The 23504-nt window shown below is 56.9% G+C and carries 16 protein-coding genes, 2 tRNA genes and 2 rRNA genes; 15 read left to right on the top strand and 5 right to left on the bottom strand.

Features of this window, described 5'->3' with window-relative positions; all coding sequences use genetic code 11:
• The first annotated feature begins 45 nt into the window (after positions 1 to 45).
• The 4 genes from ACZ0A4_RS16385 to rrf all read left to right on the top strand — a co-directional run bounded on the left by ACZ0A4_RS16385 (position 46) and on the right by rrf (position 3655).
• Positions 46 to 122 (top strand) — tRNA-Ile (locus ACZ0A4_RS16385).
• Positions 123 to 152: 30 nt separating this feature from the next.
• Positions 153 to 228: transfer RNA gene (locus ACZ0A4_RS16380), tRNA-Ala, on the top strand.
• Between the two features lie 246 nt (positions 229 to 474).
• A 23S ribosomal RNA gene (locus tag ACZ0A4_RS16375) occupies positions 475 to 3368 on the top strand.
• Between the two features lie 171 nt (positions 3369 to 3539).
• Positions 3540 to 3655: ribosomal RNA gene (gene rrf, locus ACZ0A4_RS16370) — 5S ribosomal RNA — on the top strand.
• 410 nt (positions 3656 to 4065) lie between these two features.
• On the opposite strand, the gene ACZ0A4_RS16365 is transcribed toward rrf, so the two are convergent.
• A complete protein-coding gene (locus ACZ0A4_RS16365) occupies positions 4066 to 4410 on the bottom strand; it encodes a lysozyme inhibitor LprI family protein (protein WP_463575587.1) in 345 nt (114 codons plus the stop codon).
• Between the two features lie 210 nt (positions 4411 to 4620).
• Here ACZ0A4_RS16365 and ACZ0A4_RS16360 point away from each other — a divergent pair, with 210 nt between their 5' ends.
• The 4 genes from ACZ0A4_RS16360 (at position 4621) to ACZ0A4_RS16345 (ending at position 9817) form a co-directional block, all read left to right on the top strand.
• Entirely contained in the window at positions 4621 to 6225 is a 1605-nt protein-coding gene (locus tag ACZ0A4_RS16360) for a response regulator (RefSeq protein ID WP_463575586.1), read from the top strand.
• Positions 6222 to 6914, top strand: a complete 693-nt coding sequence (locus ACZ0A4_RS16355; RefSeq protein ID WP_463575585.1) for a sensor histidine kinase — start codon at positions 6222 to 6224, stop codon at positions 6912 to 6914. The genes ACZ0A4_RS16360 and ACZ0A4_RS16355 overlap by 4 nt, the downstream gene beginning before the upstream one ends.
• A 200-nt stretch (positions 6915 to 7114) precedes the next feature.
• Complete coding sequence (locus ACZ0A4_RS16350) at positions 7115 to 8356, top strand: glutamine synthetase family protein (RefSeq protein ID WP_463577574.1); 1242 nt, start codon at positions 7115 to 7117, stop codon at positions 8354 to 8356.
• Between the two features lie 69 nt (positions 8357 to 8425).
• The gene (locus ACZ0A4_RS16345) at positions 8426 to 9817 is read left to right on the top strand and encodes an MFS transporter (RefSeq protein WP_463575584.1); all 1392 of its coding nucleotides are present in this window, start codon (positions 8426 to 8428) and stop codon (positions 9815 to 9817) included.
• A gap of 73 nt (positions 9818 to 9890) precedes the next feature.
• Here the strand turns inward: ACZ0A4_RS16345 and ACZ0A4_RS16340 are convergent, their stop codons facing one another.
• The 4 genes from ACZ0A4_RS16340 to flgA form a co-directional block, all read right to left on the bottom strand.
• On the bottom strand, positions 9891 to 10637 hold the full coding sequence (locus ACZ0A4_RS16340; protein ID WP_077574153.1) for a flagellar brake protein: 747 nt from the start codon (positions 10635 to 10637) through the stop codon (positions 9891 to 9893).
• A gap of 88 nt (positions 10638 to 10725) precedes the next feature.
• Entirely contained in the window at positions 10726 to 11193 is a 468-nt protein-coding gene (locus ACZ0A4_RS16335; RefSeq protein WP_141129898.1) for a flagella synthesis protein FlgN, read from the bottom strand.
• A gap of 48 nt (positions 11194 to 11241) precedes the next feature.
• Positions 11242 to 11568 carry a flagellar biosynthesis anti-sigma factor FlgM gene (gene flgM / locus ACZ0A4_RS16330; protein WP_077574151.1) on the bottom strand — a complete coding sequence of 109 codons (327 nt, stop codon included), beginning with the start codon at positions 11566 to 11568 and terminating at the stop codon, positions 11242 to 11244.
• Positions 11569 to 11716: 148 nt separating this feature from the next.
• Positions 11717 to 12478 (bottom strand): flagellar basal body P-ring formation chaperone FlgA, encoded by a 762-nt coding sequence (gene flgA, locus ACZ0A4_RS16325; RefSeq protein ID WP_463577572.1) that lies wholly within the window; start codon positions 12476 to 12478, stop codon positions 11717 to 11719.
• Between the two features lie 82 nt (positions 12479 to 12560).
• Between flgA and ACZ0A4_RS16320 the strand changes: the two genes are divergently transcribed.
• The 7 genes from ACZ0A4_RS16320 (at position 12561) to ACZ0A4_RS16290 (ending at position 23439) form a co-directional block, all read left to right on the top strand.
• On the top strand, positions 12561 to 13493 hold the full coding sequence (locus ACZ0A4_RS16320; RefSeq protein ID WP_141129900.1) for a chemotaxis protein CheV: 933 nt from the start codon (positions 12561 to 12563) through the stop codon (positions 13491 to 13493).
• A 46-nt stretch (positions 13494 to 13539) separates the two neighbouring features.
• Complete coding sequence (gene cheR, locus ACZ0A4_RS16315) at positions 13540 to 14367, top strand: protein-glutamate O-methyltransferase CheR (RefSeq protein ID WP_016983976.1); 828 nt, start codon at positions 13540 to 13542, stop codon at positions 14365 to 14367.
• A 371-nt stretch (positions 14368 to 14738) separates the two neighbouring features.
• On the top strand, positions 14739 to 15146 hold the full coding sequence (gene flgB, locus ACZ0A4_RS16310) for a flagellar basal body rod protein FlgB (RefSeq protein WP_007917581.1): 408 nt from the start codon (positions 14739 to 14741) through the stop codon (positions 15144 to 15146).
• Between the two features lie 3 nt (positions 15147 to 15149).
• Positions 15150 to 15593: a flagellar basal body rod protein FlgC gene (flgC, locus tag ACZ0A4_RS16305; protein WP_003227217.1), complete on the top strand. Its 444-nt coding sequence runs from the start codon at positions 15150 to 15152 to the stop codon at positions 15591 to 15593.
• Positions 15594 to 15608: 15 nt separating this feature from the next.
• On the top strand, positions 15609 to 16334 hold the full coding sequence (flgD, locus tag ACZ0A4_RS16300) for a flagellar hook assembly protein FlgD (RefSeq protein ID WP_463575582.1): 726 nt from the start codon (positions 15609 to 15611) through the stop codon (positions 16332 to 16334).
• A 30-nt stretch (positions 16335 to 16364) separates the two neighbouring features.
• Positions 16365 to 17696 carry a flagellar hook protein FlgE gene (flgE, locus tag ACZ0A4_RS16295; RefSeq protein WP_463575581.1) on the top strand — a complete coding sequence of 444 codons (1332 nt, stop codon included), beginning with the start codon at positions 16365 to 16367 and terminating at the stop codon, positions 17694 to 17696.
• A gap of 598 nt (positions 17697 to 18294) precedes the next feature.
• A complete protein-coding gene (locus ACZ0A4_RS16290) occupies positions 18295 to 23439 on the top strand; it encodes a beta strand repeat-containing protein (protein WP_463575580.1) in 5145 nt (1714 codons plus the stop codon).
• The last annotated feature ends 65 nt before the right edge of the window (positions 23440 to 23504 follow it).

The following is a 23504-nucleotide window of genomic DNA, read 5'->3' as shown; positions in this document are numbered from 1 at the left end:
AATTGCTTGATTCATTGAAGAAGACGAAAGAAGCAGCCCGAAATTGGGTCTGTAGCTCAGTTGGTTAGAGCGCACCCCTGATAAGGGTGAGGTCGGCAGTTCGAATCTGCCCAGACCCACCAATTTTGTGTGGGAAACGCCTGTAGAAATACGGGGCCATAGCTCAGCTGGGAGAGCGCCTGCCTTGCACGCAGGAGGTCAACGGTTCGATCCCGTTTGGCTCCACCACTACTGCTTCTCTTGTATAAAGCTTAGAAATGAGCATTCCATCGTGGTGATGGTGAATGTTGATTTCTAGTCTTTGACTAGTTCGTTCTTTAAAAATTTGGGTATGTGATAGAAAGATAGACTGAACGTTACTTTCACTGGTAACGGATCAGGCTAAGGTAAAATTTGTGAGTTCTCTTAGTTGAGAAATTCGAATTTTCGGCGAATGTCGTCTTCACAGTATAACCAGATTGCTTGGGGTTATATGGTCAAGTGAAGAAGCGCATACGGTGGATGCCTTGGCAGTCAGAGGCGATGAAAGACGTGGTAGCCTGCGAAAAGCTTCGGGGAGTCGGCAAACAGACTTTGATCCGGAGATGTCTGAATGGGGGAACCCAGCCATCATAAGATGGTTATCTTGTACTGAATACATAGGTGCAAGAGGCGAACCAGGGGAACTGAAACATCTAAGTACCCTGAGGAAAAGAAATCAACCGAGATTCCCTTAGTAGTGGCGAGCGAACGGGGACTAGCCCTTAAGTGGCTTTGAGATTAGCGGAACGCTCTGGAAAGTGCGGCCATAGTGGGTGATAGCCCTGTACGCGAAAATCTCTTAGTCATGAAATCGAGTAGGACGGAGCACGAGAAACTTTGTCTGAATATGGGGGGACCATCCTCCAAGGCTAAATACTACTGACTGACCGATAGTGAACTAGTACCGTGAGGGAAAGGCGAAAAGAACCCCGGAGAGGGGAGTGAAATAGATCCTGAAACCGTATGCGTACAAGCAGTGGGAGCAGACTTTGTTCTGTGACTGCGTACCTTTTGTATAATGGGTCAGCGACTTATTTTCAGTGGCGAGCTTAACCGAATAGGGGAGGCGTAGCGAAAGCGAGTCTTAATAGGGCGTCTAGTCGCTGGGAATAGACCCGAAACCGGGCGATCTATCCATGGGCAGGTTGAAGGTTGGGTAACACTAACTGGAGGACCGAACCGACTACCGTTGAAAAGTTAGCGGATGACCTGTGGATCGGAGTGAAAGGCTAATCAAGCTCGGAGATAGCTGGTTCTCCTCGAAAGCTATTTAGGTAGCGCCTCATGTATCACTGTAGGGGGTAGAGCACTGTTTCGGCTAGGGGGTCATCCCGACTTACCAAACCGATGCAAACTCCGAATACCTACAAGTGCCGAGCATGGGAGACACACGGCGGGTGCTAACGTCCGTCGTGAAAAGGGAAACAACCCAGACCGTCAGCTAAGGTCCCAAAGTTATGGTTAAGTGGGAAACGATGTGGGAAGGCTTAGACAGCTAGGAGGTTGGCTTAGAAGCAGCCACCCTTTAAAGAAAGCGTAATAGCTCACTAGTCGAGTCGGCCTGCGCGGAAGATGTAACGGGGCTCAAACCATACACCGAAGCTACGGGTATCATCTTCGGATGATGCGGTAGAGGAGCGTTCTGTAAGCCTGTGAAGGTGAGTTGAGAAGCTTGCTGGAGGTATCAGAAGTGCGAATGCTGACATGAGTAACGACAATGGGTGTGAAAAACACCCACGCCGAAAGACCAAGGTTTCCTGCGCAACGTTAATCGACGCAGGGTTAGTCGGTCCCTAAGGCGAGGCTGAAAAGCGTAGTCGATGGAAAACAGGTTAATATTCCTGTACTTCTGGTTATTGCGATGGAGGGACGGAGAAGGCTAGGCCAGCTTGGCGTTGGTTGTCCAAGTTTAAGGTGGTAGGCTGAGATCTTAGGTAAATCCGGGATCTTAAGGCCGAGAGCTGATGACGAGTGTTCTTTTAGAACACGAAGTGGTTGATGCCATGCTTCCAAGAAAAGCTTCTAAGCTTCAGGTAACCAGGAACCGTACCCCAAACCGACACAGGTGGTTGGGTAGAGAATACCAAGGCGCTTGAGAGAACTCGGGTGAAGGAACTAGGCAAAATGGCACCGTAACTTCGGGAGAAGGTGCGCCGGTGAGGGTGAAGGACTTGCTCCGTAAGCTCATGCCGGTCGAAGATACCAGGCCGCTGCGACTGTTTATTAAAAACACAGCACTCTGCAAACACGAAAGTGGACGTATAGGGTGTGACGCCTGCCCGGTGCCGGAAGGTTAATTGATGGGGTTAGCTAACGCGAAGCTCTTGATCGAAGCCCCGGTAAACGGCGGCCGTAACTATAACGGTCCTAAGGTAGCGAAATTCCTTGTCGGGTAAGTTCCGACCTGCACGAATGGCGTAACGATGGCGGCGCTGTCTCCACCCGAGACTCAGTGAAATTGAAATCGCTGTGAAGATGCAGTGTATCCGCGGCTAGACGGAAAGACCCCGTGAACCTTTACTATAGCTTTGCACTGGACTTTGAATTTGCTTGTGTAGGATAGGTGGGAGGCTTTGAAGCGTGGACGCCAGTTCGCGTGGAGCCATCCTTGAAATACCACCCTGGCAACTTTGAGGTTCTAACTCAGGTCCGTTATCCGGATCGAGGACAGTGTATGGTGGGTAGTTTGACTGGGGCGGTCTCCTCCTAAAGAGTAACGGAGGAGTACGAAGGTGCGCTCAGACCGGTCGGAAATCGGTCGTAGAGTATAAAGGCAAAAGCGCGCTTGACTGCGAGACAGACACGTCGAGCAGGTACGAAAGTAGGTCTTAGTGATCCGGTGGTTCTGTATGGAAGGGCCATCGCTCAACGGATAAAAGGTACTCCGGGGATAACAGGCTGATACCGCCCAAGAGTTCATATCGACGGCGGTGTTTGGCACCTCGATGTCGGCTCATCACATCCTGGGGCTGAAGCCGGTCCCAAGGGTATGGCTGTTCGCCATTTAAAGTGGTACGCGAGCTGGGTTTAGAACGTCGTGAGACAGTTCGGTCCCTATCTGCCGTGGACGTTTGAGATTTGAGAGGGGCTGCTCCTAGTACGAGAGGACCGGAGTGGACGAACCTCTGGTGTTCCGGTTGTCACGCCAGTGGCATTGCCGGGTAGCTATGTTCGGGAAAGATAACCGCTGAAAGCATCTAAGCGGGAAACTTGCCTCAAGATGAGATCTCACTGGAACCTTGAGTTCCCTGAAGGGCCGTCGAAGACTACGACGTTGATAGGTTGGGTGTGTAAGCGCTGTGAGGCGTTGAGCTAACCAATACTAATTGCCCGTGAGGCTTGACCATATAACACCCAAGCAATTTGCATGCTCCGAGCTGAAAAGCGAGCGAGACCAGATTGCGGTGTGTGAAGACGAAACGAACCGAAAGTTCGAAAGGCTCACAAAACACCGAAAACTATCACATACCCAATTTGCTGAAGCGAGGCCATCTGGTCACGACTCAGTACCCGAATTTCTTGACGACCATAGAGCGTTGGAACCACCTGATCCCATCCCGAACTCAGCAGTGAAACGATGCATCGCCGATGGTAGTGTGGGGTTTCCCCATGTGAGAGTAGGTCATCGTCAAGATTAAATTCCGAAACCCCAATTGCGAAAGCAGTTGGGGTTTTGTTTTGTCCGCAGGAAAGTTTTCGTGGGGCACGCGCCGGGCCAACGCTGTAGTAATCGTTTTCACCGGCGCCGGTAGCCGGAATAGGGCAGAGCGGTTCTTTGGAAGGGATAAGGTCAGGCCGGTCTCGGCCGCGTCAGTGATCCGCGAAGCGCTCAACGCTCGCCATTCATTGGCAGTAACGCCTTTGGGCTGCGCTGTCGGAAAGTGCGTTATCGAAGAGTCATCTTCATTGGCATCGCCGTCAAAACCGCCGGCAGTCGTTTTGACGGCGAGCGCGGCGAGTGCCCTGTCCAGCGCAAACTCTGGATCATCTTTACTGGCGGCTTGAATGCGCTTTTGCAGGTCGTCCAGCGCCAGTTCATCGAGGTCATCCGGTTGATAGGCAACCGCTGCCTGCCACTGCGAGCGTAACGCTCGCAGGCGCTCGCGATAATGCTGGCTCAGGCACGAAAACGTCTTCGGCGCATTCATTGCGGGCTTTTAACCACAGCCGTTGAGTGCGCTTCAGTTCAGCTTGTGCGGGGGCAGAGGCTTTGAATAAATCCCGATAAACCACGCCCATCTGCGCATCCAGTTCATACAGCGACTTGTTCGCGCAAACAGTGTTTTCAACGGCATTCGCCGCTTTTGTGCAATCCATTCCAGCCGCCATTGCCTGCTGTATAAACAGCAGCGCGCAGACAGACGTGATGCAGCGTCCTTTGATGTACACGATGTAAACCTTGTAGGGGAAAGTTGAACCGGCGCGCAGGTTAATCGCTGGGCGAGGAATCTTGAAGCGCTGGCTTCAGGGAACAGCACTTCTGGCCGATAACCCATTCGGTGACTTAAAAGTCGCGCGAAATCGCTTGATAGCATTTGGTCGCCAGCTATCATCTGCGCGCCTGAAATTGCCCTCACTTCAATTGCCTGGAAATCTTCGATGCTGTCGTATCACCAAAAGAGTTTTCTGATCGTCGATGATTTCTCGGATTTCCGCAGTTCCGTGCGTTCGATGCTGCGCGAGCTTGGGGTCAAGGACGTCGATACGGCCGACACCGGTGAGCAGGCGCTGAAGATGTGCGCACAGAAGTCCTACGATTTCATCCTGCAGGATTTCCATCTCGGCGACGGCAAGAAGAATGGTCAGCAGGTACTCGAAGACCTGATGCTGGAAAAGCTCATCAGCCATGAAGCAGTGTTTGTCATGGTCACCGCCGAGACCAGTCAGGCGATGGTGCTCAGTGCCCTTGAGCATGAGCCGGATGCGTACCTGACCAAACCATTCAACCGCTCCGGTCTGGCCCAGCGTCTGGAGCGTCTGGAGCAGCGCAAGACGTTGCTCAAACCGATTCTGCAAGCCCTTGATCGCGGCAAACCGGTCGAGGTGCTCAACGCTTGCATCGCCCTGTGCAAGCAGGACATTCGTTATTCGCCGCTGTGCCTGCGCTATCGCGCCGATGCGCTGCGCGACATGAACCAGAACGAAGCGCTGGAACGCCTGTACGACAGCATCATCGCCGACCGACCATTGCCGTGGGCGTTTGCCGGATTGGGCAAGCTGCTGTTCAAGCGTGGCCAAGTGGCGCAAGCCAAAGGCGTCTATGAGAAGGCGCTGAAAGTGTTTCCGATGATGCCGTCGTTGTACGACGGCATGGCCGACGTGTTGGTTGCCGAGGGCGACACCAAAGGCGCACAACGTGTGCTGGAAGAGGCGATTCGCCTGTCGCCGCTGGCGGTGCGTCGCCAAGCCTTGCTCGGCAAACTGGCGATGGCCAACGAAGATTTCGACACGGCTTCGCGCGCCTATCGTCAAGCGGTGGCGCAAGGCGCGCAGTCGCGGTTCAAGGATCCGGAAAGTAATCTCGGCTTGGCTCACGCGTTAATCAGCAAGGGCAGTGAGCGCGGTCTCGACACGCGCACGCGGCTGGAGATCAACACCACCCTTAGCGCCGTGGCCAAGGAGAACCCGAGCGACCCCGGCCTGCAGATTCGCGCGCGACTGATGAAGGCAACCAGCCTGCTGCTCAATGATGCCGAGACCGCCGACAAGCTCACCGAACAAGCGTTGATGCGCCTCGACGGCATGGAGCAATTCATGAGCCCGGAAGCGGCATTGCTGGTTGCCAAGCAATTGCAGATGCTCGGTCAGGCCGAGGCGGGCACCTCGATGCTCAAGAGCTGCGCGGAGATCTACGGTGATGATCCGGCGGTGATGAAAGACATCGCCAAGCTCACCGATGACCCGACAATTCTCAGCTCCAGCAACGCCGCTGCCGACCTCAACCGTCAGGGCGTGCGCGTGTACAAGACCGGTAATCTGGTGGAGGCCCGCGAGGTCTTCCGCAAGGCGCTGAAGATGCAACCGAAGAACATCAGTATCGCGCTGAACATGGCCCAGTCGCTGCTACACGGCACTGACACCTCGGTGCCGTCGGCGGAGCTGGAAGAATGTCGGGCCTGCCTGAAAATGGTTGGCCTGATGCCCGACACCGACGCGCGTCATGCGCGTTATCAGAAGCTGAAAAGCAAGGCGTTTGGCGAATGAGCAACGACAAGCAGGCGCTGGATTTTTCCACGGTGATCGCCTCCACCGTCCACGACATGAAGAACTCGCTGGCCATGCTCATGCAAGCCCACAGCCAATGGCTGGCGCGCTTGCCTGAGGCGCAACGCGAAGGTTCGGAGCAGGGCGTGATCGACTTCGAGTTTGCCCACCTTAACGGCATGCTGGTGCAGTTGCTCGGGCTGTATAAGCTCGGCGTCAACCAGATGCCGCTGCAACCGGCCTATCACGAACTCGACGACTTTATCGAGGCGCAACTGGCGGCGCATCAAGAGGTGTTCGCGAGTCGCGGGATCATCGCCACCTACGAGGTCGATCCGCTGAGTCCGTTGGGTTTCTTCGACCGCGAACTGATTGCCTCGGTGCTCGGTAACTGCATCAACAATGCGATTCGTTATGCACGCGAATCGTTACTGATCACCGTCGGTGACGAAGCTGGGCAACTGGTGCTGAGCATCAACGACGACGGTGACGGTTATCCGGCCGGGATGCTCGAGCGTCAGGCCGATTACGTGCAGGGCATCAATCACAGCAGCGGCAGCACAGGGCTCGGTTTGTATTTCGCCAATCGCATCGCGGCGCTGCATCAGCGCAACGGTGTCGAAGGGCGCACCGAAATACGCAATGGCGGGCCGCTTGGCGGCGGGGTGTTCAGCCTTTATCTGCCGTGACACAGGTTTTTGTTTGACGCTGCTTGATATTCCGAACAGCCGAAGCCTATTTTGTACGATTCGCCGTTCGCGGCTCGCACAATAACAAGGATTGCGTCATGACAACCGATGGCCAGCGTTCACTCGCGCAGCGATTGACGGGCATTGATGAGATTGAATGTGTCACGCCGGATTTGAATGGCGTGCCGCGAGGCAAAGTGATGACCGCCGAGGGTTTCCTCGAAGGGCGGCGTTTGCAACTGGCGCGGGGCGTGCTGCTGCAATGCATCATGGGCGGTTATCCGGCAGCGCGGTTTTACGGCAGCGATGACGGTGATCTCGCACTGATTGCCGAACCGACTCAGATCCATCGCTTGCCATGGAGTGACGAACCGCGTGCCCTGGCCATTTGCGACGCCGATGAACTGAGCGGCGAAAGCTCCAACCTGTCGACCCGTGGTCAGCTCAAAAAGATCATTGCCCGTTATGCCGCGCACGGCCTGGCGCCGGTGGTGGCGACCGAGCTGGAATTCTTTGTCTTCGCGCCGAACACCGATCCGACGCAACCGTTCCGTCCTCCCGTTGGCCTCGACGGTCGTCGCGAGGATGGTATGTCGGCGTTCAGCGTCAGCTCCAATAACGGCCTGCGCCCGTTCTTCAGCGAAGTCTATAAATGCATGGCGGCTCTCGGTCTGCCGCGCGATACCTTCATGCACGAGATGGGCGTCAGCCAGTTCGAGATCAATCTGCTGCACGGTGATCCGCTCTTGCTCGCCGACCAGACATTCCTCTTCAAACACTTGCTCAAGGAAGTCGCGCTCAAGCATGGCCTGACCGTGGTCTGCATGGCCAAACCACTGGCGCACACGCCGGGCAGTTCGATGCACATTCACCAGAGCATCGTCGAGATCGGCAGCGGCAAGAATGTCTTCAGCGATGCGGACGGAGAGGCGACGGCGATGTTCCGCCACTTCATCGGCGGTCAACAGGCAGGCATGGCCGATTTCACCGCACTGTTTGCACCCAATGTGAATTCCTATCAGCGCCTGTGCCATCCCTATGCATCGCCCAACAACGCGTGCTGGTCCCACGACAACCGTGCCGCCGGGCTGAGAATTCCGGCCAGTTCGCCGGTTGCTCGTCGAGTGGAAAATCGTCTGCCGGGTGCCGACGCCAATCCGTATCTGGCGATCGCCGCCAGTCTGGCTGCCGGTTTGCATGGTATCGAGCATGAACTGGAACCGACCGAGGCGATTCAGGGCGAGTTCGAAGTGCCGGACAACCTCTCGCTGCCGTGTACTTTGCATGCCGCGCTCGAACGTCTGAAACGTAGCCAATTGGCGAGGGAACTGTTCGGACAGGAGTTCATCGAAGGCTACATCGCTTCGAAGACCATGGAGTTGACCAGCTTCTTTGATGAAATCACTCCCTGGGAACGGCGTGTTCTAGCAGCCCAGGCCTGACGAACTGTCGCCGCCGGACTATCGTTTTGATAGTCCGGTCTTTACTGCAAGGAGCCGCTCGGAACGCCGATGCGCCAAATCTGGAAATCCTTTCGAGCGCTGTATTTCGCCTCGCTGATGATGTTGATCGGCTCGGGCCTTCTATCCACTTATCTGGCCTTGCGTCTGGCCGCTGACAATGTCGACGGGCTCTGGGTCGGTGCGCTGATGGCGGCCAACTATTTCGGCCTGGTGCTGGGCGGCAAGATCGGCCACCGGTTGATTGCCCGGGTCGGGCATATCCGCGCTTATTCTGCGTGTGCCGGGATTGTCGGGGCGGCAGTGTTGGGCCATGGACTGGTCGATTGGCTACCGGCGTGGCTGGTGCTGCGGACCATCGTCGGTCTGGGCATGATGTGCCAGTACATGGTGATCGAGAGCTGGCTCAACGAGCAGGCGGACGCCAATCAGCGTGGCCTGGTGTTCAGCGGTTATATGATCGCTTCGTACCTTGGCCTGGTGCTCGGTCAACTGATTCTGGTCATGCATCCGGGGCTGGGTCTGGAATTGCTGATGCTGGTCGCGCTGTGCTTCGCGCTGTGTCTGGTGCCTGTGACATTGACTCGAAGGATTCACCCGGCGCCACTGCATCCGGCGCCGATGGAACCGCGCTTCTTTATCAAGCGGGTGCCGCAGTCGCTGAGTACGGTGCTCGGTGCCGGTTTGATCATCGGTTCGTTCTATGGTCTGGCGCCGCTGTATGCCTCGCAACAAGGGCTGTCGACCGAGCAGGTCGGTCTGTTCATGGGTAGCTGCATTTTTGCCGGGCTGCTGGTGCAGTGGCCGCTGGGCTGGTTGTCCGATCGTTACGACCGGGCGCTGCTGATTCGCTGCTTTGCCGGGTTCCTGGCGGTGGCGGCGTTGCCGTTGGCGGTGCTGCCGCAAGTGCCGCTGGAAGTGTTGTTCGGGGTTGGCTTTCTCTGTTCGCTGGTGCAGTTCTGTCTGTATCCGCTGGCGGTGGCATTCTCCAACGACCATGTCGAGGGTGATCGCCGGGTGTCGCTGACCGCGATGTTGTTGGTGACCTACGGGGTCGGCGCGAGCATCGGGCCGTTGCTTGCGGGCGTATTGATGAAGTTGTTCGGCAGCCAGAGTTTGTATGCGTTTTTCAGTTTCTTCGCGCTGGTGCTGGTGTGGCGGATCCGGCCGAAAGCCGTAACCAATCTGCATCAGGTCGACGATGCGCCGCTGCATCACGTGGCCATGCCCGACAGCATGTCCAGCTCACCGCTGGTGGCCGCCCTCGACCCTCGAGTAGACGAACAGGTGGTCCAGGAGCAGATGGTGCAGGACCCTGTGCAAGCGCCGCCGGCTCCCGAACCGGAGCCTGAACCCGATACGCAACCAGAGCCTGCGACAGAAACTGAAACGGATAGCGGCAGCGACAAGCCCGCGCCAGATCTCAGTGGCGGCAGACCTTGAACTGAACAAAAAATGCCGCGCATAAAAAAGGGCAGTCCCGCCAGGGACTGCCCTTTTTATTGGCCGTTACGAATCACATATCGTCTTTGTCGAAACGGCGTGCCTCACGTTGCAACTGATAAACGAAACGCTCAACGTTGCGCGCTGCCTGACCACTGATATTGTGGAAACGCAGGCCGGCAAAAGTAATGTTGAGTTTTTCTTCGAAGTGCAAGTAGCGTAGTTCGACGGAAGTTGGCTGGTTGCCGAACAGCGGCGGCGCGATCAGACGGTCATAGACTTGACCCAGTTGCAGGCGATCGGTGATATCGCCTTCGAAACGCAGCTTGCAGCCGGTCGCGGAGATATCCAGCAGTTTGCCGTTGATCGGCGCCTTGAGCTTTTCGCCGCCCAGTTCAACGCTGACCAGATCGGTCAGTTTCAGTGCGGCGCGAAAGGCATTGCGGCGCTGGTGGTAAACCACTTCGGTCGGCAGCTCGCCGGTGTAGAAGCGGTCACCTTCCGATTCCTCGATATTCAGCGTGCCGGTGCATTCCCAGGCAATGCGCACGCCTTCATGAAAACCTTCGACCTTGAACGGCTCGCCGGCGAGCAGGAAGCGTTCGCCATCTCGCGGGATCATCTCGTCCAGAGCGATCGAAGCGCTGTCGCGGTCGACTTTGATCAGGTAGCTCTGGAAGCGCTGGCTGCGCTCGTGAAAGGTGATGATCAGCGGATCGTGGCTTTCTTGCAGCTGGCGCAGGTTGCTGGAGATTTCCAGTGGCGTGGTGAGCACCTTAGGGGGCTGCGGAGCATCATCCGCGCTGAGGGCGTTGGACACGGTTTATCAATCTCCAGACAAAATATGACGACTAGCCAGCATTTTGCCAGCATGTTTCGCGGGTTGATAGGGCTGGCGCATCAACGGCTCATGCCTGGCTGAGCGGACGCGGTACGGCGGGCTTGGCAAAAGTACCGCTGGCGTTATAAAGCGCTGGCGCTTCACCACCGGTGAGGATCTTCAGCTGATTGGCCGTGGCGGCCTGCTGGATCTGGATCGACTGGCCATTCTTGACGTTGGCGGCCTGGCATTGAGCGATCAGATCGGTCAATGCGTCGCCTTGCGTCAACAACTGCTCGCCAATGCTCGACTGGCCAGCCAGTTGCGCAAGGCCGCTGCGGTCGGTCGGCAAGTTGAGGCTGGCGAGGATTTCGCTGCGTTTGCGGCCATGCTGTTCAAGCAGAATGATCAATGCCTGTTTGTGCGCCAGAATTTCTTCCAGCAGGGGCATGTCGCGACCGTGCAAAGCGAGAGATTCGGTTTGCAACAACTCCAGCAATTGTTGAGCTGGAGCAAAGTCGTCGTTGATCAGTTGCAATAAATTAGTGTCGTGCATGGCTGGCCTTGGGTGTTAAGCGTCCAAAAGCCTCGCGCCGGCAAAGGCCTAGCGCTGGGCTTCGAAGTTGAGCAGTTTGCTGGCTACACGGTTGCTGTCGACTTTATAGCTGCCATCGGCAATCGCGGCTTTCAACTCGGCCACACGGGCTTTGTCGACAGCAGGTTGATCGCGCAGCTTGTCAGTGACCTTCTGCAACTGTTGAGCCTCATTGCTGAGGTGTACCGATTCCCCGCTTTTTGCGGTACTGGCCGGTTCGGCCTGGGTATTCAGCGGCGCGGAGGTGCCGGTTTCGGCGGTTTCCTTGGCGTTGCTGGTACGTGTACTGCCCGTAAGTGACGAGGAGCTGTTCAAACGGCTGAAATCGATGACCATGATAAAAACCTCTGGGAATTTGGACGCTTGCCATGTTTTCGGCCATCCCCTGGAAAACTTTAGGCTCATTTGCAATGAGCCTTGCATGCGCCGGCGCGTGTCCTGCTGCGGCACAGTTTAGGGAACAGCCGGGGTCAGCGCCAGTTTTCTACATCGCGACTTCCACTTGGCCGGGCGCGGTGACTTGCGCCTTGATGACCCGTTGCGAGTTGAGGTTTTTCACGCGGATCTGTTCTTTCAAACCGCCATTGGTCAGCGCTTCACCGGGCATGCGCACGGCGAGCGTGCCGCTGCGCGCAGTGATGACTACTTGATCGCCCTTGCGAATGACTTCGGCCTGTTCCAGATGAACCAGGGTAATGACCTGATCGGCTACCGTTGGTCGGGTTAATTTCTGCCCGATCGCTTCGTCTACCGAGGTCAGAAAGCCTTGGTTGATCGTGCTCACGTCGCGCTCACGCAGAGTCACGTCCTGTGGTTCGATAATCCCCGCACGTTTGAGCGGACGCGTGGTGGTCACAATCTCGCGAAACAGGCGGACTTGAGCGGGCACGAATACGGTCCAGGGCGAGGCGCCTTCACAGCGAACCTTCACGGTAACCCGGCCCAACGGACGTGCAGGGCTCTCCAAAGTCGCTGTCAATTCCTTGTCGCACATAGGCATGCGCATACGGGGGTCGAGCTGGTTTACTTCGATTTCGTAGCGGCCTTCCGTTTGACTGGTAGCCAGATAGTCTTCTACGGTGAACTCAAGAAAGCCCTGAGTGACGCCGATAAGCATGTCAGGCAAGGTAACCGCATCAGCAATGGCAGGGCTGCCAGCGAAAAAGCAGCAGACGGCTGACATCGCGCAAAGGCTTTTGCGAGCGCGGGATGTCAGGTGTCGGAAAAATGTCGTTTGAGCGTTCATACGAGTTAAAAAGCAAGCGCCGTGCCGTTTAGCAATGAATGTGCGTCGCAACAACACTTGGCGTTGGTGTAGGAGTCTGGGCATGGCTGGTGTAATGGATTCGGTGAACCAGCGCACGCAACTGGTAGGGCAGAATCGCCTGGAGCTGTTGTTGTTCCGTCTTGACGGTCAGCAGCTCTATGGAATCAACGTGTTCAAGGTGCGGGAAGTGTTGCAATGCCCGTCGCTGACGTTGATGCCCAAGTCCAGTCCTGTCGTGTGCGGGGTGGCAAATATCCGGGGGGCGACCATTCCGATCCTTGATCTGGCAATGGCCACCGGTTCCGGAGCGTTGAAAGACAAGAACAACCCGTTTGTGATCATCACGGAGTACAACACCAAGACCCAGGGTTTCCTGGTCCGCTCGGTGGAGCGCATCGTCAACATGAACTGGGAAGAGATTCATCCACCGCCCAAGGGCACGGGTCGCGATCATTACCTGACCGCTGTGACTCGGGTGGACAATCAGTTAGTCGAAATCATCGACGTCGAGAAAGTGCTGGCGGAAGTTGCGCCGACACCGGAAGCGATTTCGGTGGGCGTGGTCGATGTCGAGACGCAGACCAAGGCATTGTCGTTGCGTGTCTTGACGGTCGATGACTCATCGGTGGCGCGCAAGCAGGTCACGCGTTGCCTGCAGACGATCGGCGTCGAAGTGGTCGCGCTGAACGACGGCAAGCAAGCGCTGGATTACCTGCGCAAGTTGGTCGACGAGGGCAAGAAGCCGGAAGAAGAGTTTCTGATGATGATCTCCGACATCGAGATGCCGGAGATGGACGGATACACTTTGACGGCCGAGATTCGCGCTGACCCGCGCATGCAAAAGCTTCATATCATCCTGCATACTTCGTTGTCCGGGGTATTCAATCAGGCGATGGTCAAGAAAGTCGGTGCTGATGACTTTCTGGCCAAATTCCGCCCTGATGACCTGGCATCCCGGGTAGTCGACCGGATCAAAGCAGCAGATATCAGCTAGGGGCGTTTTGTCCCTGGCGGTCAACACGATTTAAGAGGCGGCATCATTGTCTACGGGTAATTTGGATTTCGAACAGTTCCGGGTCTTCCTGGAAAAAGCCTGTGGCATTTTGCTCGGTGAAAACAAGCAGTACCTGGTCTCGAGCCGTCTCAACAAACTGATGGAGCAGCAAGGCATCAAATCCCTGGGTGAGCTGGTTCAGCGCATCCAGACCCAGCCGCGCAGCGGTTTGCGCGAGCAGGTGGTCGATGCCATGACGACCAACGAAACCCTGTGGTTTCGGGATACCTATCCGTTTGAAGTCTTGAAGAACAAGGTGCTGCCTGAAGCGATCAAGGCCAGCCCCAACCAGCGTCTGCGGATCTGGTCGGCCGCCTGCTCGTCGGGCCAGGAGCCGTACTCGCTGTCGATGTCGATCGACGAGTTCGAACGCACCAACCTTGGCCAGTTGAAGATGGGTGTGCAGATCGTTGCCACTGATTTGTCCGGCCTTATGCTGACCAACTGCAAGACGGGCGAATACGACAGCCTGGCGATCGGTCGCGGTTTGTCGCCGGAACGTCTGCAGCGTTACTTCGACCCAAAAGGGCCGGGGCGTTGGGTGATCAAGGCGCCGATCAAGAACCGCGTGGAGTTCCGCTCGTTCAATCTGCTCGACAGCTATGCCGCGCTGGGCAAGTTCGACATCGTGTTCTGCCGTAACGTGTTGATCTACTTCTCTGCCGAAGTGAAGAAAGACATCCTGTTGCGCATTCACAGCACGTTGAAGCCGGGCGGTTATCTGTTCCTTGGCGCTTCCGAAGCGCTGAACGGTTTGCCAGACCATTACCAGATGGTGCAGTGCAGCCCGGGGATCATTTACCAGGCGAAATGATTGCATCGGCAATACAAAAAACGGCAGGCCCGCAAAGGCCTGCCGTTTTTTTTGTGCCTGCGGAAATTCTCCTTAACACCAAAAATCCCTGTGGGAGCGAGCTTGCTCGCGAAGAGGCCGTCACATTCTGCATTTGCATTGGCTGACACTCCGCCTTCGCGAGCAAGCTCGCTCCCACAGTTGTCCGGCGGTGATAGAGAGGGAACGGCAAGCGGCAGAAAAGCGGCATTCGGCGGAAACCGGTTGCCGCTTTTCTGGCATTGCCGCTTTGCCGGCCTCTCGCAAAGCCCCGGTTTACGGGGTTTTTTCGCATTGGCACGCGGCTTGCTATAGCTCAGTTACGAAAAACCGGTCACCTGAAGGTTCCCGACATGAGCATCAGCTTCGATAAAGCGCTCGGCATTCACGAAAAGGCATTGGGCTTCCGCGCCCAGCGTGCCGAAGTGCTGGCCAACAACATCGCCAACGCCGACACCCCGAACTACAAGGCTCGGGATCTGGACTTCTCCAAAGTGCTTGAAGCACAGACCCAGAAAAATGCGAACGGCACCATCGCCCTGAACATGACCAACAGCCGTCACATCGAAGCTGAAGGCCTGGGCAACGGCGACGAATCGCTGATGTATCGCACGCCGATGCAACCTTCGATCGACCAGAACACCGTGGATGCCCAACTGGAACAGTCGAACTACGCGGAAAACGCTGTCGGCTTCCAGGCCAGCTTCACCCTGCTCAACAGCAAATTCAAAGGGCTGGTGTCAGCCCTGCGCGGAGAGTAATCCATGTCCCTGTCCAGCGTTTTCAACATTGCCGGCAGCGGCATGAGCGCACAGACCACGCGCCTGAACACCGTGGCTTCGAACATCGCCAACGCCGAAACCGTCTCGTCGAGCATCGACCAGACCTATCGCGCCCGTCACCCGGTATTCGCCACCATGTTCCAGGGCGGCCAGAACAGTGGCAGCAATTCGCTGTTCCAGAGCCAGGACGCAGCCGGTCAAGGCGTACAGGTGCTCGGAGTGGTCGAAGACCAGAGCAACCTTGAAGCGCGCTACGAGCCGAACCATCCGGCGGCCGACGCTAAAGGCTACGTCTACTACCCGAACGTCAATGTGGTGGAAGAAATGGCTGACATGATTTCCGCGAGCCGGTCCTTCCAGACCAACGCCGAAATGATGAACACCGCCAAAACCATGATGCAGAAGGTACTGACCCTCGGTCAGTAATAAGGGGCGACTGCCATGAGTGTTTCCGATACCACCAGCAGCTTGAGCATGAATGACATCCTGGCGAACTCGTCGAAAAAGACTGGTTCGACCACAGGTGGCATTGCTTCGGCGACCAACAGCGCCACCGGCGGCCAGGCCCTGGGCAAGGACGCGTTCCTGCAATTGCTGGTCACCCAGCTGAAAAACCAGAACCCGCTCGATCCGCAGGACAACAGCGCATTCGTTGCCCAGTTGGCGCAGTTCAGTAGCCTGGAAGGCATCACTACGCTGAACTCCACCGTGAGTGGCCTTGCTGGCAACTACAACTCGTCGCAAGCCTTGCAGGCATCGTCGCTGGTTGGCCGCAACGTCATCGTGCAGACCAACTCGGTTCAGCTCGACGATCCGAGCAAAGGCATGACCGGTTCGGTCACCGTTCCGTCGTCGATTGCCGGCGGCACCGTCAGCATCACCGACAGCAGCGGCACGGTCGTTCGCACCATCGATCTGGGCAGTCGCGCCGCAGGCGCCGCGAGCTTCACCTGGGACGGCAAGGACAAGGACGGCAATGTGGTCAAGACCGGTACCTATACCGTCAAGGCCAACGCATCGATCAATGGCACCTCGACCGATATGGCGACCTACCTGCCGGCCACCGTCACCAGCGTGACGATCAGCCAGACCGGCGGCGAGCTGATGCTCAACCTGTCCGGCAAGGGCACTGTTGCCCTGTCCAAAGTACAAACCATTGGTATATAGAGCCGACTAACCGGCACAAAGGAGTGGAATATGTCTTTCAATATCGGCCTTAGCGGTCTCTATGCAGCCAACAAGCAACTGGACGTGACCGGCAACAACATCGCCAACGTCGCGACCGCCGGTTTCAAGTCGTCCCGTGCAGAATTCGAAGACGTCTACTCGGCCACTCGCCTGGGTAGCGGCAGCAAAGTGATCGGTAACGGCGTGCGCCTGGCCAACGTTTCCCAGCAGTTCACCCAGGGTGACATCAACAACACCGGTAACGTGCTGGACATGGGCATCAACGGTTCGGGCTTCTTCACCATGAGCAACAACGGCTCGGTGTCCTACACCCGTGCCGGTACGTTCAAGGTCGACAACGCCGGTTACATCACCAACACCGACTACACCTCGCGCCTGCAGGGTTACGGTGTGGACGCCAACGGCAAGATCATCAACGGCGTATTGACCGACCTGAAAATCGACACTTCGAACCTGGCGCCGAAATCGACTTCCCTGGTGACTTCGAGCATCAACTTGAACTCGACTGCGCCGGTGATCAACGACGCAGTGGCGGCCGGCAAGTTCGATCCGAGCAAGCTTGAGACGTACACGAAGAGCTTCAGCACTCCGATCTATGACACGCAGGGCAACTCGCATGTTATGGACCAGTATATGGTGAAGACCGGCGAAAACACCTGGAAGGTTTACACCCTGGTGGACGGGCGTAATCCGGATGCAACCGGTAGCAATCCGCTCACGACGCCTCCAACTGCTTCGACACTGACGTTTGACAGTTCGGGCAATCTGACCCAGGTCAGCACACCTAACCCGGCGGATCCGGCCAATCCGATCATCAGCAGCGACTTGAAGCTGGCCAATTGGAAGCCGGGCAACGTGGTCAACGGTAACTTTGTACCTAACGGCGCAGCCGCCAACCCGGCTGGCGTGACCATCTCCATGGCCAAGACCACTCAGTACAACGCTGATACCGCGCGTTCGATCCCGACTCAGGACGGTTACGCCACTGGCCAGATCACCAACCTGACCATCGACGGCACCGGTACTTTGTTTGCCAACTTCAGCAACAACCAGAGCAAGGCCATCGGCCAGGTTGCGCTGGCCAGCTTCACCAACGAACAAGGCCTGCAGGCTATCGGTGGCACTAGCTGGAAAGAGACGTTCGCTTCGGGTATCCCGGGCTACGACGCTCCGGAAACCGGTACTTTGGGTTCGATTGCTTCCAACTCGCTGGAAGAGTCGAACGTTAACCTGACCAACGAGCTGGTGGACCTGATCAAAGGCCAGAGCAACTATCAGGCGAACGCCAAGACCATCTCCACTCAGAGCACCATCATGCAGACCATCATTCAGATGACTTGATGTGATCTGAGAGCTGCACTGAAAACCGACGCGCCAATGCGTCGGTTTTTTTATGCGTGTTATTTGGGACGTATGTTCAGGTTTTTACCGTTTGTCGGTCGCTGTGGTGTGGAACTTGCACTCTCGGGAAGCGGTGGCGTGCGCGTCAAACTTTCATTCACTCCGCCTGTTTGCAAGCCGGGCCTAAGGTCCGGTGGCTTGGAAGCCATCAGTAGTCACCAGGGATGCATCACTTGAACAGTCATGATTACGTCAGTGCGCCGATTGCGGTGCCAGCGCTCGACGCCTCCGGCCGGGCCGTATATGCCGGCACTGCCCGGGCAGTGCCGGTTGCCCTGTCAGTGCCCCCTCATTCAAACCGATTGAAATCAATTCTCGTGTTGTCGGGTTCACGCAGCAACATCTGCGCGGTCGATGTCGTGCGGGGTGATTTTTCTGATCGTGTCGAGCATTACCGCCCCAGCCCAAAGCGGTCGGATTTTTCACAATGCTCAAGCCTTTTTGCAATCAAGCCTTACGTGCATCAGAGAGGGTGAGCCCAGCACCAGGCGATTCAACGCGGTTTCCAACACAAGCACACTCACACAAGGAAGATGTAATGGCGGTAATTTATGGGTCCAATGGTGCAGATTCGCTGGTAGGTACCATCGGCGATGATCAAATACGTGGTTTGGCGGGCGATGACGTTTTGAATGGTGGGGATGGCAACGACCTTCTCATTGGTGGCGAAGGGGCTGATCAGCTCATTGGTGGCGCAGGTTTCGACACCGCCAGCTACGAAGACGCCAATCAGGGAGTCGGCGTGACGATCAACCTGAAGACCGGCGTTAACTCCGGTCTTGCGGCGGGCGATACGTTCAACGGTATTGAGGCGTTTCGCGGTACCAGTTACACCGACAACTTTGTCGCCGACGCCTCGGCCAACACGTTTGATGGTGTGATCGGCTACGACACCTTGAGCTACGCCACCTCCGAGCAGGCTATCAACCTGACGCTGACCGGCGTCAATGGTACCGGTTTGGGCGGTGATGCGCAGGGTGATGCCTTCAGTAACATGGACGTAGTTATCGGTACCGCGTTCGATGACGTCTTTACCCTGAACTCTGGCAGCACGAGCGTCTATGGTGGTGCCGGTAACGACGTCTACATCATCAATGGTCCCTGGACTGGTGGCATCGGTGAAGGCGCCGGTGGCGGCGATGATGAGATTCGAACCAATCAGATCAAAATAAGCATGAGTGGCGAAATCGAGCGCCTGACGTATACCGGCACCGGCAACTTCACTGGTATCGGCAGTACAGGCAACAACATCATCACTGGCGGCGTTGGCAACGACGTGCTGATCGGTGGTGCGGGTGCCGACCAGTTGATTGGCGGCGCAGGTTTCGACACGGCCAGCTACGAAGATGCCAACCAGGGCGTCGGTGTGACGATCAACCTGAAAACCGGGGTTCACACCAGTCTGGCGGCGGGTGATACGTTCAACGGTATCGAGGCATTTCGTGGTACCAGTTACACCGACAATTTTGTCGCCGACGCCACGGCCACCTCGTTTGATGGTGCGGGCGGCTACGACACCTTGAGTTATGCCACCTCCGAGCAGGCGATCAACCTGACTCTGACCGGCGTCAATGGCACCGGTCTGGGCGGTGATGCGCAGGGTGATAGTTTCAGCAACCTGGAAGCAGTTGTCGGCACTGCATTCGATGACGTTTTTACCCTCAACTCTGGTAGCACAAGCGTCAGTGGTGGTGCCGGTAACGACGTCTACATCATCAATGGTCCCTGGGCGGGAGGGATCGGTGAAGGCGCCGGTGGCGGCGATGATGAGATTCGAACCAATCAGATCAAAATAAGCATGAGTGGCGAAATCGAGCGCCTGACGTATACCGGCACCGGCAACTTCACTGGTATCGGCAGTACAGGCAACAACATCATCACTGGCGGCGTTGGCAACGACGTGCTGATCGGTGGTGCGGGTGCCGACCAGTTGATTGGCGGCGCAGGTTTCGACACGGCCAGCTACGAAGATGCCAACCAGGGCGTCGGTGTGACGATCAACCTGAAAACCGGGGTTCACACCAGTCTGGCGGCGGGTGATACGTTCAACGGTATCGAGGCATTTCGTGGTACCAGTTACACCGACAATTTTGTCGCCGACGCCACGGCCACCTCGTTTGATGGTGCGGGCGGTTATGACACCTTGAACTATGCCACCTCCGAGCAGGCGATCAACCTGACGTTGACCGGCGTCAACGGCACCGGTCTGGGCGGCGATGCGCAGGGTGATACCTTCAGCAACATGGAAGCGGTTATCGGCACTGCATTCGATGACGTCTTTACCATGAACTCCGGCAGCACGAGCGTCGGTGGTGGCGCCGGCAACGATGTCTACATCATCAATGGTCCTTGGACAGGTGGCATCGGTGAAGCCGCCGGTGGTGGTGATGATGAAATCCGTACCAACCAGACCAGTATGGGCATGAGCGGCGAAGTCGAGCGCTTGACCTATACCGGCACGGGTAATTTTACCGGTACTGGCAACGCTGGCGACAACATCATCACCGGCGGCGCAGGCAACGATGTGCTCCTCGGCGGTGCAGGTGCCGACAAATTGATTGGCGGCGCCGGTATCGACGTTGCCAGCTATGAGGACAGCCTTGCTGCGGGTGTCACGGTCAACCTGAAAACCGGTGTACACACAGGCTTCGCTGCAGGCGATACCTTCTCCGGTATCGAAATCATTCGTGGCAGCAAGAACGGTGACACGTTCTTCAGTGACGCGCAGGCCAACATCTTTGATGGCGGCACCGCGGGTGGCGTCGATACCGTCGATTACTCGTTGTCGGCGCAGGCCGTGAACATCACCCTTACCACGCTCGGCGCCGGCAGTGGCCAGGGCGGCGACGCGCAGGGCGATACCTTTACCAATATCGAGAAAGTCGTCGGTTCGGGTTTCGACGATGTGTTTGTCAGCGGCTCCGCAGCCTCCCTGTTCCAGGGCGGGGCGGGTAACGATCTGTACATCATCAACGGCTCGCCCAATCAGTCGGTCATCGAATTGGCCGGTGGTGGTGACGACGAAATACGCACCTCGCTGAGCACCATGACCTTGAGTGCCGAAGTCGAACGCCTGACCTATACCGGCACCGGTAACTTCACCGGTACAGGCAATGCGGGCAACAACATCATCTCCGGTGGCGTTGGCAACGACGTACTCATGGGCGGTGCGGGTGCGGACGTCTTCATCGGTGGCGCGGGCCTCGATACCGTCTCCTACGACGACTCCACCGTAGGCGTGACGATCAACCAGAAAACCGGTATTCACACGGGCATTGCTGCTGGCGATACCTTTGAGGGTATCGAAGTCATTCGCGGCTCCAGATACAGTGACACGTTCATGGCCGGCGCCGCTGCCGACAAGTTCGACGGCGGTACGGCCGGCCCGGACAACATGGACGTCGTCGACTATTCGCAGTCGGGTGCTGCCATCAACCTGACGCTGGTCTCCGGAACCGGCACCGGGACCGGTGGTGATGCTGAGGGAGATTCGTTCTCGGCAATCGAGAAGGTGATCGGTTCGGCGTATGACGATGTGTTCACCACATCCACGTCCGGCTCCTTCACCCTACAGGGTGGTGCGGGCAATGACGTGTACATCGTCAACGCCGGTGCCTCGGCGGTAATCGTCGAAGCGCAGGGCGGCGGCGACGACGAAGTGCGTACCAACCAGCTCAGCATGGGGCTGCACAACAACGTCGAGCGCCTGACTTACACCGGCACGGGTAACTTCACCGGTCGCGGTAATGCCAGCGACAACATCATCACCGGTGGCGCGGGCAACGATACCTTGCTGGGCGGTGCGGGTGCCGACAACTTTATCGGTGGTGCCGGTACGGACACCGTCAGTTATGACGACAGCACGGTGGCGGTGACGCTCAATTTCAAGACGGGCGTATACAGCGGCATCGCCGCAGGTGACACCTTCACCGATATCGAACTGATTCGCGGCACGCAGTACGCCGATACATTTATCGCCGGCGCGGGTGCCGACAAGTTCGACGGTGCTACGGGCATTGATGTGGCGGATTACTCGCAATCCACCCAGGGTGTGACGCTGACATTGGGTGCTGCCGGTGTCGGCTCCGGCATGGGCACGGGTGGCGATGCCGAGGGAGACATCTTTTACGGCATCGAAACCATCATCGGCTCGGCTTATAACGACGTATTTATCGCCAATGCCAACTCGACCGGTTTCACTGTGCAAGGCGGTTTGGGCGACGATGTTTACGTCCTCAACAACGCAAACTATGGCGCGATCATCGAACTGGCTGGTGGCGGTAATGATGAAGTGCGCACCAATCAGTCTTACTACCTCATGAATGCCGGGATCGAGCGCTTGACCTATACCGGTACCGGGATGTTCCAGGCGCGAGGCAATGCGCTCGATAACGTCATCACGGGTGGGGCCGGGGACGACATTTTGATGGGGGGCGATGGCGGCGACACGTTTATCGGTGGCGATGGTTTCGATACGGTCAGCTATAACGACGTCGGGCCGGTAGGCGTGGTCATCAATCTCAAAACTGGCGAGCACACCGCTATAGCCAAGGGCGATACCTTCCAGAGCATCGAGAAGTTCGTCGGCTCGGGACGCGACGACACCTTCATCGGTAATGATCAAATCAACAATTTTGACGGTGCTTTCGGGCGCGACACGGTGAGCTTCGCCTTCGAAAGCTCAGCCATCACGCTTGACCTCACTCAGCCATTGACCGGTGCCGCAGCAGGCGACACCTACACCAACATCGAAAACTGGGAAGGCACTGCATTCAACGATACTTTGATCGGAGGTGCCGGCGCCGAGACGTTTATTGGTGGCAAGGGCTCTGACTTTATCGACGGCGGTGCAGGTATTTCCGATGAAGCCTGGTACATCGGCAGCTCGGCAGCGGTGCAGATCGACCTGCTGGCCAACACGGTCACTGGCGGTGATGCGAGCGGCGATGTACTGGTCAATATCGAGGGGCTGCACGGCTCGTCATTCAACGACACTCTGACCGGGAACGCTGCCTGGAACACCCTCTATGGTGGAGCAGGGAATGACCTGATCTACGGCGGGGACGGCAACGATTCGATTTATGGCGGCAACTACGAACCTTACGCCATCAACGGCCCAGATCGCAGCGGTCCGGCCGAGGCGGATCAACTGTTTGGCGGCAACGGCAACGACAGTATGTTCAGCGCCAACAACGATGTCGGCAGCATTCTGCATGGCGATGCCGGTAACGACGACATTACCGTTTACGCCGGTCTTGCCTACGGTGATGACGGCAGTGACTGGCTGGTTGGGAATGGGCCTGAGTATCAGCTGTTTGGCGGTGCCGGTTCGGATACCTTGATCATGTCCGGCGGTGGTTATGCCTATGGTGGTGAGGGCAGCGATACCTACAAGGTGTTGTCTTCGACCAATGTCATGATCAAGGACGATGGTGCTCAGGGCAGCGATAGAGTCGAGTTGCAGAATATCAAGTCGTATGCCGATGTGATCATCAAGACCGACGGCACCAATGCCTACATCTTCAATGCTGTGGAGTGGAATGCCGGTAAGCAGAACAATGCGGTGATTCTTGCGGACTGGTATGCAGGCTCGAACACCATCGAAACCTTCGCTACCGCCAATGGTGATACGTTCACCATTCCGGTAGTGGGGCAGGCGATGGCCGAGTCCTTTATGGTCTGATGAGGCACTGAAACCACAATGAGCGGCGAAACCTGTAACCGGGTTTCGCCGTTTTTTTTTGCTTC

This window comes from Pseudomonas sp. AC172 (assembly GCF_979258595.1).
Note: the sequence above shows the minus strand (reverse complement) of the source record. Positions and strands in the feature narration are given on the sequence as shown.